This window comes from Clostridium sp. UBA7339, assembly GCF_002470865.1.
In the GTDB taxonomy this organism is placed as follows: Bacteria; Bacillota; Clostridia; order Clostridiales; family Clostridiaceae; genus Clostridium_J; species Clostridium_J sulfidigenes.
In genome coordinates this window covers 259,777-276,740 of record NZ_DKPI01000012.1, presented here as the reverse complement: position 1 = coordinate 276,740, position 16,964 = coordinate 259,777, and the positions used below count along the sequence as shown (strand labels likewise).

The 16,964-nt window shown below is 28.1% G+C and carries 16 protein-coding genes; 3 read left to right on the top strand and 13 right to left on the bottom strand.

Translation table 11 applies throughout. The features are described from left to right. Nucleotides 1–9 precede the first annotated feature (9 nt). Nucleotides 10–750 carry an acyl-[acyl-carrier-protein] thioesterase gene (locus B2S02_RS13105; protein ID WP_346876994.1) on the top strand — a complete coding sequence of 247 codons (741 nt, stop codon included), beginning with the start codon at nt 10–12 and terminating at the stop codon, nt 748–750. Nucleotides 751–811: 61 nt separating this feature from the next. Here B2S02_RS13105 and B2S02_RS13100 read toward each other — a convergent pair whose 3' ends face one another. The 3 genes from B2S02_RS13100 to B2S02_RS13090 all read right to left on the bottom strand — a co-directional run bounded on the left by B2S02_RS13100 (nt 812) and on the right by B2S02_RS13090 (nt 4,308). Further along, entirely contained in the window at nt 812–1,768 is a 957-nt protein-coding gene (locus tag B2S02_RS13100; protein ID WP_346876995.1) for a patatin-like phospholipase family protein, read from the bottom strand. 142 nt (nt 1,769–1,910) lie between these two features. Further along, complete coding sequence (locus B2S02_RS13095; protein ID WP_346876996.1) at nt 1,911–3,317, bottom strand: MATE family efflux transporter; 1,407 nt, start codon at nt 3,315–3,317, stop codon at nt 1,911–1,913. Nucleotides 3,318–3,402: 85 nt separating this feature from the next. Beyond that, nucleotides 3,403–4,308, bottom strand: a complete 906-nt coding sequence (locus B2S02_RS13090; protein ID WP_346846474.1) for a putative ABC transporter permease — start codon at nt 4,306–4,308, stop codon at nt 3,403–3,405. A 391-nt stretch (nt 4,309–4,699) separates the two neighbouring features. Between B2S02_RS13090 and B2S02_RS13085 the strand changes: the two genes are divergently transcribed. Then, the gene (locus B2S02_RS13085) at nt 4,700–5,239 is read left to right on the top strand and encodes a carbonic anhydrase (protein WP_150844529.1); all 540 of its coding nucleotides are present in this window, start codon (nt 4,700–4,702) and stop codon (nt 5,237–5,239) included. Between the two features lie 68 nt (nt 5,240–5,307). Here B2S02_RS13085 and B2S02_RS13080 read toward each other — a convergent pair whose 3' ends face one another. From B2S02_RS13080 to B2S02_RS13060, 5 genes are all read right to left on the bottom strand, one after another. After that, the gene (locus B2S02_RS13080) at nt 5,308–6,294 is read right to left on the bottom strand and encodes a permease prefix domain 1-containing protein (protein WP_346920846.1); all 987 of its coding nucleotides are present in this window, start codon (nt 6,292–6,294) and stop codon (nt 5,308–5,310) included. Further along, nucleotides 6,281–6,625, bottom strand: a complete 345-nt coding sequence (locus tag B2S02_RS13075) for a PadR family transcriptional regulator (protein ID WP_346920845.1) — start codon at nt 6,623–6,625, stop codon at nt 6,281–6,283. The genes B2S02_RS13080 and B2S02_RS13075 overlap by 14 nt, the downstream gene beginning before the upstream one ends. Before the next feature lie 245 nt (nt 6,626–6,870). Next, on the bottom strand, nt 6,871–8,205 hold the full coding sequence (locus tag B2S02_RS13070) for an MATE family efflux transporter (protein ID WP_346846472.1): 1,335 nt from the start codon (nt 8,203–8,205) through the stop codon (nt 6,871–6,873). Between the two features lie 105 nt (nt 8,206–8,310). Further along, the gene (locus B2S02_RS13065; protein WP_346920844.1) at nt 8,311–9,129 is read right to left on the bottom strand and encodes a MerR family transcriptional regulator; all 819 of its coding nucleotides are present in this window, start codon (nt 9,127–9,129) and stop codon (nt 8,311–8,313) included. A gap of 205 nt (nt 9,130–9,334) precedes the next feature. After that, nucleotides 9,335–10,189: an SDR family oxidoreductase gene (locus B2S02_RS13060; RefSeq protein ID WP_346846470.1), complete on the bottom strand. Its 855-nt coding sequence runs from the start codon at nt 10,187–10,189 to the stop codon at nt 9,335–9,337. Between the two features lie 304 nt (nt 10,190–10,493). Here B2S02_RS13060 and B2S02_RS13055 point away from each other — a divergent pair, with 304 nt between their 5' ends. Next, the gene (locus B2S02_RS13055; RefSeq protein WP_346920843.1) at nt 10,494–11,177 is read left to right on the top strand and encodes a Bax inhibitor-1/YccA family protein; all 684 of its coding nucleotides are present in this window, start codon (nt 10,494–10,496) and stop codon (nt 11,175–11,177) included. A gap of 23 nt (nt 11,178–11,200) precedes the next feature. Here the strand turns inward: B2S02_RS13055 and B2S02_RS13050 are convergent, their stop codons facing one another. The 5 genes from B2S02_RS13050 to B2S02_RS13030 all read right to left on the bottom strand — a co-directional run bounded on the left by B2S02_RS13050 (nt 11,201) and on the right by B2S02_RS13030 (nt 16,706). Then, the gene (locus tag B2S02_RS13050; protein ID WP_346846468.1) at nt 11,201–11,629 is read right to left on the bottom strand and encodes a hemerythrin family protein; all 429 of its coding nucleotides are present in this window, start codon (nt 11,627–11,629) and stop codon (nt 11,201–11,203) included. A gap of 115 nt (nt 11,630–11,744) precedes the next feature. Further along, nucleotides 11,745–11,891 (bottom strand): hypothetical protein, encoded by a 147-nt coding sequence (locus tag B2S02_RS13045; protein ID WP_346846467.1) that lies wholly within the window; start codon nt 11,889–11,891, stop codon nt 11,745–11,747. Nucleotides 11,892–11,925: 34 nt separating this feature from the next. Beyond that, a complete protein-coding gene (locus B2S02_RS13040; protein ID WP_346846466.1) occupies nt 11,926–12,615 on the bottom strand; it encodes a hypothetical protein in 690 nt (229 codons plus the stop codon). 4 nt (nt 12,616–12,619) lie between these two features. After that, a complete protein-coding gene (locus B2S02_RS13035; RefSeq protein ID WP_346920842.1) occupies nt 12,620–13,069 on the bottom strand; it encodes a hypothetical protein in 450 nt (149 codons plus the stop codon). 4 nt (nt 13,070–13,073) lie between these two features. Continuing rightward, nucleotides 13,074–16,706 carry an AAA family ATPase gene (locus tag B2S02_RS13030; RefSeq protein WP_346846465.1) on the bottom strand — a complete coding sequence of 1,211 codons (3,633 nt, stop codon included), beginning with the start codon at nt 16,704–16,706 and terminating at the stop codon, nt 13,074–13,076. Nucleotides 16,707–16,964: the final 258 nt, after the last annotated feature.

Genomic DNA, 16,964 nt, shown 5'->3' with positions numbered 1-16,964 from the left:
GGTATTAGCATGAGTTTAATAACTAGTAAAAGTTATAATGTACACTATTATGAAGTGGATGCCAAGAAAAGAGCTTTAATTTCCACTATTATGAATTATCTTATGGACATATGCTCTGTACAATCTGATAGCCGTGGTGTTGGTGTAGAGTACCTAATGACAAATAATAAAGGATGGATATTAACACAGTGGAATATAAAAATAAATAGGTACCCTTTGTATGATGAGAACTTAAAAGTATCTACGAGAGCAAATTCTTTCTATAAATATTACGCATATAGAACAAATTATATTGAAGATAGTTTAGGTAACTTAATAGTGGATGGACGGTCTATATGGCTCTTAGTTGATTCAACTAAAAGACGACCTGTAAAGGTAAGCGATGATATGTATGCCGCATACAATATATCCAAGGATGAAAATGAACGCTTTATTCATTCCTCATTGAAACCTTTAGATAGTTGGGACACTGAAAAGGCCTTTGATATAAGATATAGTGATATAGACACTAATCAACATGTTAATAATGTAAAATATGTAAGTTGGATAATTGAATCTATACCATTGGATATTGCTTTAAATTATGAAATGCGTGAGATTACAGTAGTATATAAAAAAGAAACCTATTATGGTCATAGAATAAAAGTTCATACCAAAATTGAAAAATCACAAACTGGATATATATGTACTCATGATATCATAAATGAAGATGGAGAAGAATTGACCTTAGCTACTACCTATTGGGAATAAAATATAACTTTAAAATGGTATCATAGCTTCCAATATATATGGAAATCTATGATACCACTTTTTAAAAGAAATGATTATTACTTAGTAATTCTTTGTTATATTCCTCATGCTTTTCAATTAACTTCCCTAGCGATTTTCCCTTCATCATGTCTATTATCATAGGGGATAAAATTGAAAGCCCATCTCGATATCCCAGGTCAATATGTTGATTTAATGTACTTTGTCTTATATTAACTGTACCTATACCACTTACTGCTTCTAAATGCATAGAAGGATATATTTCAATAATATTGCAGTCTTCAAATCCTGTTCTATCTAATTGATGCTTATAAGATAAATGTACAACTATGATAACATCACAATTATGATTTTTAAGAGGAGCTATTGGTACATTATCTGCATTTTGATAATCATATTTAGGACTATTTATACCCCCATCTGAATATCTATACTCATTTATATTTATAGGCTTAAAAATAAATGGTACTGCACAGGACGCAAGTACAATGTCTATAAGTTTCTCATTGTCATAATCATTTAATCTAAAATACTCAGGTGTTTTCAGGTCTATATTATATGCACACGCATAGAGAGTTTTTCTTGACTCTTTAATTACTTTTAAATCAACATACTCCTCAATAAACTTACGTATGCCACTTTGAGAAAGCAAACCTATATCACTTACACTAAGCAGTTCATTAAATTTTTGTTCCTTACCTATATTCTTAGCTTTTTTTATTAACTGAGAAATCTTTAAATCTCTTGCCAGACTTTCATGATTAATAAATCTAGAATAAGTTAGACTTGACCAACTCTTGTCCATTATACTATTATCATTCATAGATAATAAAAGTCCATTTATTGTGCCAATTGACGTTCCTGATACAACGGAAACTCTTCTTATTATGTCTAACTCCCAAAGTGCCTTAAATACCCCTGCCTCATAGGCACCTTTTGCACCTCCACCGGCTAATACTAGTCCAATATTCAAATCAAATAATTTTTTTATTTCATCCATGCTTTCCCTCTTAACTTATAATTTATTCATTACTACACTATACTCTAATCATATAAAACCTAAAGTAAATTAAATAAAATATTATCCATACTAAGGCTTTATAAGTATCTATTTAAGATACCTTTATAATGTATATGTATATCTACCTTATTTTTATATATTTCCATTTTCCTGTTCTAAATCTCATGTAAACAAAAAACCATCTTACAAATTGATCCATGAATACAGCCATCCATGCTCCTGCTAATCCATATCCAAATATATTTACAAGCAAGTGAGCTAAAACAACTCTTATTAATAATACCCCAACAAAGGTAGCAACTAGTGGCCAGAAGGTGTCCCCTGCACCTCTTAAAGCTCCTGCTAATATTAGTTGTGATGATTGAAATGGTTGAACTAATGCTATTATTTTTAAAGCTATAGATGCATTTTGTATAATCCTTGGATCTTTTGAATATAAACCTACAATCTGCGGACCAAAAAAGAAGAAAATTATAGCCATAAAAGTGGATATCAAGGAACCAATCTTTCTGGTTTCCTTGGCATAACTCTCCGCCTTTGAAAGCTCTTTAGCCCCTATGCTTCTACCTACCAGGGATGAAGCTGCAATTCCAAAAGCTTGTCCTGGTTGAAAAGAAAGACTTAATATATTTAATGATATTTGATGTGATGCATACACTACAGTTCCTAGTCCTGCAACTATTCTTACAAACATAAGTACTCCAGCTCTTAAAACTAACTGCTCAAGGGATGCAGGTACACCTATCTTTACTAGATTATAAATAATATTTTTATCAATTTTAAATGATTTTTTAATATCTAATTTAATTATGCTTTTACCTTTTATAATATACCTAAATAAAAATACACTTGCTATTACATTAGATATAGCCGTAGATATTCCAGCTCCTGTAACACCAAGCTTAGGAAGTCCAAAAAGACCATATATAAGAACTGCATTCCCAATAACATTAAAAAAGTTAGCTCTTAAATTTATCTTCATAGGTGTTTTTGTTTCTCCAATACCTCTAAGTGCTGCAGATATTGACATATTAAAAGATTGAAATATAAATCCAACCATAATAATTTTAAAATAGCTTCCACCTACTTGTAACGTATCATTTGCTGCCCCCATAAATTTCATAATTGGTCCAGTAAAAATTATTCCTAATACCGATATAGGTATAGCTAACATTATCAAACTCAATAGTATTACATGCTTTAAAGTAGTTTCTATTTTATCTGTTCTTTTTGATCCAAGGTATCTAGCAATCATTGCTGTTCCACCAACATTTAAAGCTTGCACAAGAGACAATCCTATAAATAATGGCTGATTTGTCATACCTACAGCAGATACAGAAGCTGCAGCCAATGAATTATCGCCCATTCTTCCAAGCATCATCATATCTACCATTCCAAAAAGGGAACCCATAAGAAGTTCTAACAGAACAGGCCACGCAATGTTGATAACATCATTTCTTGTAGAATTTTTCGACCACATAAATATTCTAGTCTTTTTTCCATCTCCATTTTCCTTTGAAGCAAACATTATCATTCTCCTTTACAAGTTAATTTAAAGACAATACTTCTAATACTATATACACTCTTTTTATACAAATTAATGTTTTATAACTTTAAAAATTATTACTTCTTTTAAAAACCTTTTTTATAAATTTCAATATTTTTTTAAAATAATCTTCATTTTCAATGTCCTTTATAGCCTTTCGTAATTCATGTAAAGCTTCATTATATCTTTGAGATTTTAATCTAGGAAAGGCACATATTAATCTCCGCTCCACATACTTAGTTTCCATTAAGAGAGACTTATACTTTTTACGAAGGGATATTTCTACTTTATCTATAGATATATTTTCTTTAAATTCAGTTAAATTTTCCTTTAATTCCTTTAGGTTATTTAATTTGCTATCTGTTATTACACGTAGGTTTTCTAATTTTCTTACTATACCCTCTTCATATAATTTAATCCATATTTCTTCTTTAACATAATGAATTTCTTCTAACTTACGATTAAGATTTACTATGGAATTTATAGATATGAATAAATCTACTAGAACAGATATTAAAATACAAATAGATAATAAGTATACTATTGTTATTGGAATTCTAGTCATAATATTCTCTGTGAAAGGATGTATTATCTCAATTAGTACAACACATAGAAACCCAAACAAAAAAGAGTTTCTCAAACAAACTCTTCCTCTAATATTAAATTTGTAATCAGAATAATCCCACCATCTCATTTTAAATAATTTTTCCATAATAAAACTAGTTATATACTCTATAATAGTTGTATAGATCATACCAAAAATAAATACTATAACTACATTATCACTATATTGATTTAGCAATAATAAAACAAAAAGTGCTCCAAAACCATATATAGGACACAATGGCCCATTTAAAAAACCTCTTTCTACAAAATAGCCATCAAGAACAGAGCAATATATTGTTTCTACTATCCATCCTAACAAACTGTAGATTATCCAATACATAAATAAAACAGAAAGTTTATCTACCATAGCATCAACTCCCCCAACACCTAAAGTCAAATATATAACTTTATTTCCTTTAGATAGTAAATTAACAAATTATCATAATAATTATTATACTCTGAATAATATTATATCATATAAGAATACTCTTGTTAATCTATTCCATTACATCATATTCACTAGTAATTATTATAAATAATTTATATATTTATATAATTAACCAATCATTATATTATTTTCAAGTTCATTTTAAATTTATTTTTTATATTATGAAAAAAATTAGAAATTCCTTGTATTTAGTTCACATTTAAAATAAAATCTATTTATTAAGTGATAATTAAGTATTTGTATAACACTATTAAGATATTTAAAATTTACTTTTTACACTTGATAATACTTATATTGAGGAAGTGAAAACATGATAGATGAAATTTTGAAATACAATAAGGAATTTGTAGAAAATAAAAAATATGAAAGATATATTACAAGTAAATATCCAGATAAAAAAATAGCCATAGTTACATGTATGGATACTAGGCTAACGGAACTTCTTCCCGCTGCCCTTGGATTTAAAAATGGTGATGTAAAAATTATCAAAAATGCTGGTGGTTCAATATCTCATCCCTTTGGAAGTGTAGCTCGTAGCTTACTAGTAGCTATATATGATTTAGGGGTTGAAGAAATTTTTGTAATTGGTCATACGGACTGTGGAGCACAACACATGAATAGTAAAAAGATTATTGAAAAAATGAAACTTAGAAACATTACTGAAGATCAAATTAATTTGGTTAAATACTTCGGAGTTGACTTTGATTCATGGTTAAGTGGATTTGATAATGTTAATACTTCAGTAGCTGAAACAGTAGATATCATTACAAAACATCCTCTAATACCAAAAGATATTAACGTCTATGGTTTTATTATGGATTCCACCACTGGAGAGTTAGCTCCAGTATAAATAAAAATCTTTGCTAAAAGTATAATAGCTAGTCAAACTTTAAGTTTATGACTAGCTATTATACTAAATTATCTTTTATTGTTACGCTTTATTAAGGCATATAATCCACTAAAAGCTCCAAATAGTATTCCAGTAATAGGGAATATAATCCAACAAATATGCCATCCATTAAATCCTAAACCCCAAATCAAAAATATTGCTGTGGCAATAGGCCATACAACTGATGCAACATCACCTATAGCTGTATTATTTTCCTTACATTTTGATGAATATTCTTCAATTTGTAAAAGTGCATTATAGCTATTATTTATATTTCCTACTCTTACAAATATAAAAACTGCAATAGCTACCATTATTAATAATACAATTGCTCCATAATTAGATAATATGTCATTATCATATCCTCCAATTGCTGATATACCAATTAACGCAACAGGTGACAGTACACAAAGTGTAACTCCAATTATATTTAATTTAGTAAAATTGGATGAGAATTTTTCTTTTTTAATTTTTACTCTTTGCTGCACATGTAGTGGACATATGAAATCATCTTCTAAATACTTATACTTGTCAAGTTGAGTACCAGCATAGATAAATAGCCCCACAGCAATAGCTATAAGAATAAATAATGGGATAACACTGAGTCCTTCTAAAGTTTCCACATTAATTTCTGTACCAAATACTCCACCTATTATAATATTATGAGTAAACATTAGTATTGCTGGTGCTAATATACATAACATAACACCAACAGCAATAAGCTTTCCATATTTAACTTTATCCCTCATGTAATTTTCTGCTTCTTCCATGGTAATAGTCAGAATATTATCTAATTGCTTTCTATTTTCAATTCCCAACTCCTTTATTAACTCATCAATGTTCCCAAACTCAGAAATTACAATTCCGATAGCTTCATTTTCAGTTTTTCCACTTTCTTTAAGTTCCCAATATTTTTCTTCCATATTAGAAAGCAACTCATCTTTTAATTTTATAATTTCTGCTGATTTTGGTAAACTTGAAAAAATATTTTCTAAATAATTTTTAATGGTCTTCATACTTATCCATCTCCTTTATAAATTTACTCATTACTTCTTTAATAACCTTCCATTCTTCACACTTTTCTTTGTAGTAATCCAGTCCTTTTTGTGTGATTCTATAGTAAGTTCTTCTCTTTCCAAAGGTCTCATCTCCATAAAAGGATTCTATATAACCGTTGTTTTCCAGCCTTGTAAAGGCAGAATATAATGTTGTTTCCTTTATAATATATTTTTCCTCTGATAGTTTTTTTATAGTTTTAGATATCTCATATCCATAGGACTCCCTATCTAGGAGAGTGAAAAGAATTATAGTATCATTATATCCTCTAATAACATCACTACTTATCAAATGTTATCCTCCTTTCTCCACCTACTACTTACTATTTCATATATAACTATATCTTTAGTGTATATTATGCAATTACTCTGCCTATCGTACTTTATCTGTCGTAGTAATTATAATATATCACAATTACTACGACATGTGAAGTAGTTTTTCCATTTTTTTAATTTTCATCTATATATTTATATAAAAATACAGCATATAAATGTGCATAGAAGCAAATTTATATGCTGTAACTTTATTCATTAATTTTATGCCTTAGACTTTAAGTAATTCATATTATATTTAACTATAAATATACCAATGATTAAAGTAATAAATTCTGCAACTGGTATAGTGGACCATAATCCATTTATACCGAATACTTTCGGAAGAATAGATAGATTAATTAATACTAATGCAAAACTCTTTATAATAGACATGGTATTTGATATCTTAGCATGACTAATTGCTTGGAAAAATGATATATTAACCATATTAATTCCAATAAATATAAATGCTACGAAATATATTCTCATACCTCTAGCTGTAATTTCAATAAGCTTTAAGTCTGAATTATTAAAAAAGCTAATTACTTCTTTTGTAAAGATATTTCCTACTAAGAAAAATACTATTCCAAAGGCAATTGCAATGTATATGGCTGCTTTTCTAGTTTTAATTACTCTATCATAATGTTCAGCTCCAAAATTAACACTTACTATTGGCTGAATAGCTTGGCTTATTCCAGATAATATTGCAACTCCAATTAAAGCAATATTACTAATAATACTATACGCAGCTACTCCAATCTCGCCTATCATATCTATTAAAATATAATTAAATAGTATTATAACAATAGCTCCAGATACCTCAATGAATGAGCTTGATATCCCTACCTTAAATATATTTGTAATATATGGAATTTTAATTGAGTTATAGTTGAATCTAAGATGTCCAGATTTTTTAATAAATTTAGTAGCTATAATTATTAAAGTTACCATTGGTGCTATAGCCGTTGCTATGGCAGCACCTCTCATACCCATGTCAAGTACAAAAATAAATACATAGTCAAAAACCACATTAAACATGTTACCAGTAATTCCGGCAACCATAGAAAGCTTTGGAGCACCATCATTTCTTATAAATGCCTGTAAAACGCCTGATAATATAAAATTTATACCTGATAATAATATTATTTTTAGATATTCATCAGAAAGCCCTAATATTTGTTGTGAGGCTCCAAACATTATAGCTATATTTTTTGAAAAAATATAACCAAAAATAGAAATGCTTAACCCTATTATAATTGCTATAAAAATTGATGTATTAAAGACCTGATTTGCTTTTTCATTGTTCTTTTTACCCATATTAATAGAGTATAAGGTAGCACCTCCCATTCCTATTAAAAGGGATAGGGCATTATATACATTATATATAGGTATAGCTATTCCTAAAGCCGAAAGGCCCTCTTTTCCAACTCCTTGACTTATAAATATGGTATCACAAAGAATATTTACTGACGTTGCTAGCATAGCTAATATGCTAGGAAACAAAAATTTTATCAATAATTTCTTTAATCTCATTTCTGTTAATTCTACAAAGTTCATAATATCACCTACTTAAAATAATTTATTTGATGTGTAATCAATCTAGCACTCTTATCTCTCACAAGTTTATATTCTAAACCTTATAGTAACTATAATGTCAATCATTTATTTTAAAGGAATTTGTATTTCTGTTAAATACTCTTCTTCCTTTGAAGAAAAAGCAGAATCAGTTATGGTAAGAACTATGCCATCTCCAACACTCTCTAGTCCATTTATATCTATAAAATTTATAAGCTTATTAAAGTAACTTTCTGCATAATCATAGAGGCCTCTATAAATTATCCTTGCATATCTTCCTTTATGCAAAGTTTTTATATTTTTATGGTTGAAAATCCCATGATCAAAAATTAAAGCAATATCTCTGAAGGTAGTATACTTTTTACTTAAAATATCTTCTTGTGAGATAAAAGCTCCTATTCTTCCATCAAATAAACAAAGATTATCTCCCAATCTATTACTTAATTCTTTTATACCATATTCTACACTATATATATCTGTTCTATCATTTAAAGAAATATATATTATATCTCTATCCTCTAAATCAACTATTTCACATTCTTCAAGTCTAGCTTCTTCTATACTTTCTTCCAAAAACTCAAGTTTTTTAGAGATACTTTTTTTATATCTTTCTAAAAGTTCAATTTCCTTATCTATGTCCTTCTCTTTCTTATTAAGGAGATCAATTAGTATTTTAAGATTTCTATTTGAAAAATACTTTTTTATATCCTTAAGGGGCATTCCCAGCTTTTTTAAAAATAAAATAGAATCAAGCTGAGCAAACTGTTCAATATCATAATATCTATATCCATTCTCCTCATCTTTATGTCTAGGCTTAAGTAATCCAATAGAATCATAGTACCTTAGTGTCTGAGTTGATATATTGTGAATCTTAGCCATTTCTCCTATAAGTATCTTTTTATCCATTTCATCCTCCATAAAACTATATTATTGGATATAAAACTTTTTCTATAAAAATATATAAATAGTTCTCTATATAACTATTTATATATTTAACTAGTTGTTGTAGTCGTGCATATTTGAGGGATTTATATATCTTCATCCCATTGTACCTAACTTTTTACAGTGTACATTACTTCTATAGCACAAATTTGTAACCTGTTCTTTATTATTATATTTTAAAGGAAAAATCTCTTATACATTTTTTAATTGCTTCTTCTGATGATAAAAAATGTATATCATATTTCTTAATTTTTTCATTAGCTATTCTTATATCTCTATGTCTATCACTATTTTTAACCAAAAGTTCCTCAATTCTATTAGTTAAGTTCAATTCATTAAATACAATTTTAGCAATGTCATAAGCACCTAAATCATTTTCACTACCGGCATTATATATTCCTTCAGGTAATTTGAGTATCTTATCAAAAGCTTCTATTAAATCATAGACATAAGTTATCCCCCTATAGTCATACTCTGGAAATTCTACTTTTTTATTTTCCATAGCACCTTTTATAATATTCCAAATTAGATTAGATTTTATTTTCTTATTTTTTTCTGGCAAACTAAAAAGCCATGTGATTCTTAAAATAACTGCATCATCTAGTAACCCTAATATTTTTTTCTCAGCTTCTATTTTATGAGCAGCATATACTGTTTTAGGAATTAAAATACTATCCTCATTGTGTGGACCTAAGGAGTTATTATTGCTATATACCTGATCTGAGCTAAAATATATCAATTTACTATTAGAATTTTTACATCCCTTTGCTACATTTATGGTTCCTCTCACATTTATATCATAGGATAACTCTGGATTTCTTTCACAAGTTCCAGTATCTGATATCGCAGCAGAGTGTATTACATAATCTGGTTTGTTATTTTCTATAGTTTTAATAGTTTTCTCTTCATTAGTTATATCTAGTTCCGTTCTTCCAAATTCTATAATATTATACTTATCCCTATAGTATTCTATAAACCTTGAAGCAAAAAATCCCTCTGATCCTGTAATTAATATTTTATCCATTTTTATCCCCCATTTAATCCAAATAACATTCATATGTTGATAATTGCAATTTAATATTTCCATGATTTTACACTTATTTAATATCCTAAACAATTTTTAAATTAATATAAATATTATATCATTTCATTGAAATTGTATCCAAGTTTATTCCATTTCTTCATGTTTTACTTATAACACCTCTATAATTGCTTTAAAATACATTAATAGTTCCTGAATTTTTTCTTTTAATGTATATAATCTGTTTATTAATTCTTAATATATTGTATAATATTACATATATTATGTTTATCGAAGGAGTGATATTATGAATGAAATTTCATATAGTAAGAGCCAAAATAATTTTATAAATAAGACCTTATTATATATGGCCATCGGACTAATAATTACCTTTACTGTAGGTTATTTTATTTCCACTAATGTTTCTATGATGATGTTAATCTATAGTAACTCAGCTTTCGTAATAGGTATTATTGTTGTGGAATTAGCTTTAGTAGTTTTACTTAGCAGAAAGATTAATAAACTTTCTGTTCAAGCTGCTTTTGCCATGTTTATAACCTATTCTATAGTAAACGGATTTACTTTTGGGGCAATATTTACTATCTACAGTCTCGAGTCCATCATAAGTATTTTTGTAGTAACTTCTGCCATGTTTTTTTGTTGTAGCATGATAGGTATGACCTCCAAAAAGGACTTATCAATGGTAGGTAGAATTGCTATAATGGGGGTTGTTGGAATATTAGTTACTAGCTTATTCAATCTCTTTGTAGGTTCTGATGAGTTATCTATGTTTGTTAATTATATTGGTATTGCAGTTTTCTGTGCATTAACAGCTTATGATATGCAAAAGGTTAAATTAATACATGAACAAAATTACGGTTATGATGCCACTACCACAAATAAGTTTGCTATAATTGCTGCTTTAGAATTATATTTAGATTTTATTAACTTATTTATATACTTAATACGTATTTTAGGTAAAAAGAAATAAATTTTAAGAGTCCAACTTACATTCTAAATGTAGGTTGGACTCTTTAATATTTCTTCTGCCATTGCTTTATCTTCTATCATCATGTGCTGAAAAATCCAGTCTTGTAGAGAATCCTTAATTTTCTTTAATTCTTCACAAGGCTTTTTCTTTAATACTGATAGCTCAATATTCATAATCACTTTTTTTAATTCCTTATGGGATTTTATATGTTCTTCATAATTAGAGTAATTAGCTTTTTTCATTATTTTTTCTTCTTCATAAAAGCTATAAGAAATATATTCTCTAAGCTCACATATTATATCAAGAAGAATTTTAGTATCTACAGTAGCACATTTTGTTATCAATAATTGTTCTATATTACGAGCAATTCTAAAAAGTTCTTTATGCTGTTCATCAATTCTCCCAATATTGGTATTTAAATCATCTTGCCAGTCAAATTTAAAGTCAAACATTTTATATACCTTCTTTTTCTTTTATAGATATATATTATTTTATTATAAAAGAAACACTTTAACAACGCAAATAATTTCTTATATAGGGAAAACATGTAATTATAATTCATAAAATTTAAAATAAATATAATATAACACTGATAACTATATATAAATAAGCAGTGATGTAAATTATTCCATGGTTATAGTGAGAGCTAGGTTGACTACTAAATGTAATTGCATTTTTCTTCTCTTTAGGAAGATTTAAAAATTTATTATTCAAAAAGCTCCCCCTTCATTGACCGTACCGGTTAATTTTATTCTTTAATTAATGTATAAGTATTTAATTCACCTTCAGGGGTACCATTAAAATAGCTAGTTCCATTAATATCATATCTAATTGCATAGGTTATACCACCTCCGCCGTCTCTTATTCCTTTTATTTGAACTTTCCCTACTGCTGGTACAATAATTTCTTTTGGTTTGTGTTTAATCATAAATGCTTCCCCTAATGGAGCATCATCTACAAGTACTTGTACATAGTCACCATCCTCACCAGCGTAATCCCAAACCCAAATTTTAGTATCATTTGCATTAGATTTATGTGTAATAGTATAATCCTGTGCTTGAGTATTTTCATCCTTTGATAAGAGAATAGTTCCTGCTGAAATAGCTGTAGATACTCTATTTTTAAGGGCATTTTTAGCTGATTCTGAAGTATCTATTTTTGATACTCCTTCAAAAATAAGAAAACATATTCCAAAAGAAATACATATCAATCCAAAAATCTTTAATGGCTTATCTTTTCTTTTTTGCTCAATTTTTTTATTAAATTCATCATTATTTTCTTCAATTACATTTGTTTTTCTACATTCAATATCATCCTGAGCCTCACTATACTGATTATCAGGAATGTTTAATTGTTCTCTTGTATTCTCATTTGTATTTATAAAATTTTTCTTAATCTTATCATTACCCTTTTTTAAACTATTTTGTTTATTACTCATAAATTTACCTCTCATTAATGATTCTTGCTGGCTTTATCTTAAAATAAATGCACATTGCTAATCTACAAATAACAACCTGTAATATCATCAAAATAAAAAATACAGTATGACGAGTATTATTTTGTGTTTGATAACCAAAATTTAATATTATAAGTCCAATACCAAGAATTATTAGATTAACATAGAATATTTTTACAAATGAATACAACCATGGTAATACTCTATACATCTTCCTTAGTGGTGGTATAAGAAGAGATACTCCAGTAAAAAGCCCACATATACCTATAAATAAACCTGCTGTATTTTGACCAGCAAATCCTGAACTTCTAACTGTACTAACATCCGTTATAAAAAATAGTGGCATAAGAATTAACATTAGCAAAACTAAGCACATAGGAAAAATAAAATAAATAGTAGCAATTATATATCCTAGTAAATTTTTTAATTTTTTCATCTCATTACAACCTTTCTATATCCGTATCAACTATAGTAGTTAAATCTTCTTTTGTTAAATCCATATCTGTACTTAATCGCATTGCTTGATTATTCACTGCTTTTTCATACAAGTTACGTACATAGCGTCCATTTCCAAACTGTGCTTCAAGTCTTACTATGTCAAGTATATCTTTAAGTTTATCTTTAGCTAATGAATCAATTTCATATCCTTTACTCTTAAACAACATTCCAGATATCTCTATAAGCTCTTCTGTAGAGTAATCTTCAAATTTTATTATATTAGGGAATCTTGATTTTAATCCAGCATTTACATCAAGAAATTCATCCATGTCATCACTATATCCTGCTAATATGATAACTATTCTATCCCTATAATCATCCATTAGTTTTACTAATGTATCTATTGCTTCTTTTCCAAAATCATTAGTTCCACCCTGTGAAAGTGAATAAGCTTCGTCAATGAACAGTACACCATCTATAGCTTCCATAACTTTTTCCTTAGTTTTTATTGCTGTTTGTCCAACATATCCTGCAACAAGTCCAGACCTATCTGTTTCTATTAACTTATTTGTTTTAATGACACCTATATTATATAAAACATCTGCTACTGTTCTTGCAACCATTGTTTTTCCTGTTCCAGGGTTCCCCTTGAATATCATATGCAACGTCTGCGTATTATCTGCTACAAGCCCAAGTTTTTTGCGTTCTCTTTGTACTCTAAGTCTTGCATTTAAACTACGTATATACTCCTTAACTTCTTCAAGTCCTATAATTTTAGATAATTCACTTTCTAAATCAAAGTTAACTATTGATTTATCTTTAGGTTGTATATCGTCACTTATAATCATATTCATTTCATTTACAGGTATATCATTCATTGCAATTCTTGCTGATTGCTTTCTCATTATATCCTCAATATAATTTCTTACCATACGTCCATTGCCAGAATGTTCATTGGACTGTTTCTGCAATAGAATAACTTCCTCCTTAAGGACTTCACCAGCTCCTTCTCCTAGCCTAAAACCTGTATCTTTAATCATCTTTAAAGCTATTCCAAATAGCTCATCTGCTGAATAATCTGGAAAATTTATATTAAGTGGAAATCTAGATTGAAGCCCAGAGTTAGTTTTTAAAAACTCTTCCATCTCTTTCCTATATCCAGCTAGAATAATAATTATTTCCCCTCTATAATCCTCTATAAGTTTAACGAGAGTATCTATTGCTTCTTTTCCAAAGCCGCCATTATCATTTGCTAATGCATAGGCCTCATCTATAAATAAAATACCTCCTAAAGAAGATCTAAATACCTCTTCAGTTTTCTTAGATGTTTGTCCTGCATATTCTGCCACTAATCCACTACGATCAGTTTCTATTAAATGTCCTGATTTTAACAAGCCCATCTCTTTAAACATATCTGCAATAAGTCTTGCTATTGTTGTCTTTCCAGTACCCGGATTCCCGCTAAAAATCATGTTCAAAGCTTGTGATGTATCTACAATCATTCCTGCTTTTCTACGTTTTTCTTGTGCGATTAATAATTTATATTGAGTTCTCACAAACTCTTTAACATTCTCAAGTCCAATAATCTTAGAAAGACTTTCCTCTAAATTAAACTTACCTACTTCTTCAAATTTAAAATCTTCGTAACATAATAAGTTCATTGGTGCATTAGAATCTACTATCAATCTCTTAGATTGATTAAGTATAGCCTTTTCTATTACATTTCTAGCAAGACGACCATTTCCGCTATCATTTCTGCCCTTAATTTGATTTTTTTCAAATAGTTTTATGAGTTGCTCTTTACAATCCTCAGAAACCTTATATCCTTTAGATTTTGCTGTAATAAATGAAATTTCATACATTTCTTCTGGTTTATAGTCTTCAAAATTAATTATGTTTGGAAAGCGTGATTTTAAACCTGAATTAGTTTTCAAAAAATCTTCCATTTCTTCTTTATATCCAGCCAAGATAACAACTAAATCATCCCTGTTGTCCTCAATTCCTTTAACTAATGTATCTATGGCTTCAAGTCCAAAGGTATCATGCTTATCTCTACAAAGAGCATATGCTTCATCAATAAATAGAACTCCTCCCAAAGAAGATTTTATAATATCATTGGTTAATTTTGCTGTCTGCCCAACATATTGACCTACAAGATCAGCTCTAGTAACTTCTCTTAATTGACCTTGTGATAATATTCCAAGAGCTTTTAGATATTTAGCAACTATCCGTGCAATTGTGGTTTTACCTGTTCCAGGGTTTCCTGTAAATATCATGTGCATTGAAATATTAGTAGCCTTAAATCCAGCATTTTCTCGTAACTTTTGAATTTTTAAATTATCTTCAAGTTCCAAAATATACTGCTTTACAGATTCAATCCCTACTATACTTTCTAATTCTTTTTTAACATCATCAATACCCGATACATTCTTTTGAGGCAGAATATCAATTAGCCTTATAAACTTATCATCAATTTGCATCATTAATTCACCATTAACTGATAAAAATACATTATTATCTTCAATAGTATTTTTTAATTTAAATTCTGCTAATGGCTTATATATATTAGAATCAACAAAATCTCTCATACTACTTATTCCAAATGCAACTTTGTAATTTGATATAATCAACTCAGAAATAGCATCTTCACAGTTTATATTCATTGAAAGATTTTTACTGCATTTTATCTTTAAATCTTCAATTAGTATCAATGATATCTTTTTAAGTTCCTCATAATTAAAATTCTTAGTATAAAGTATATCTCCTATACAATTCATAAATTTTGTTCCAAAAATATTCAACATATCATTTTCTGATTTCTCTGATACAAAAACAAAATACTTATTATTTGAACTTATCTCACTTATTGAATTTTGTAAAAGCATTCCATTTGATTCAACAAGATTGTTATTTTGAAATACATATCTTGAACTAAGGGTATATTTACCAGTGATTGTTAATGATTCTATTACATCAATAATACTAGAATGACACTTATCACAATTATCAAACATTACAATATCAGATTCTCCATATAAACATTTATATAAGTCAGATAAAAATACTTCATAATCCGAAGTTGTAGCATACAAAGAGAGGTCTATTTTTAAAATATTATTACTATTAATAATTCTCCTCTGTTTAAGAATATCTGCAATACAAGATATGCTACTATGTTTTCCTGTGCTTTTATTTCCAAGAATAATAATAGCATTCTTAGGTTTTAAGTTGTCATATCCTGTTATAAATGGACGCTTAAATGCAGTACAGAGATTATCCAGATAATCTGTTTGTCCTACAACTAAGGTTCCAATTTCTTCTCTAATACTACTAAATACATCTACTATATCATCAGTCTTCACCTTAGAAGTGTCCTTGTGTTGATATGTTGCTACATTTCCACTCTGTGATTCATCTAATTTATTAACTAGATTCTGTTTAGTAGTTTTGTTCATCTCTCTGAAATTATTTTTAGAATAAGTATTACCCTCACTATTTACATGCTCCATATTTTGAATTTTCTTTTCCTTATTACTTTTATTTGGCATTGCTATAAATCCGTGTTCCTTTACAGTTTCAACTATCTGTAACTCTGGAAAAAGAAACCTGATTATATCTTTTCTGTTGAATTTCATTTCTTTATACCCCCATATTTACTTTTTATAGTCTTTAAATATCTAGTTTTAAAACTTTATGCTCTATCTTTTAAAATTTAATTGCATATGTTCACAAAGAGTATAGCTTTTCTCAATACTGAAAATATATTGTTGCAGCATACTGCTTTACTAATATACTTTCATAAAATTAACACACTATTTTAATCCTATATAATTATATGAACCACATTAATTATAGTTTCTAAAAATATCCTTTGTCAAATAAATATAAATTAG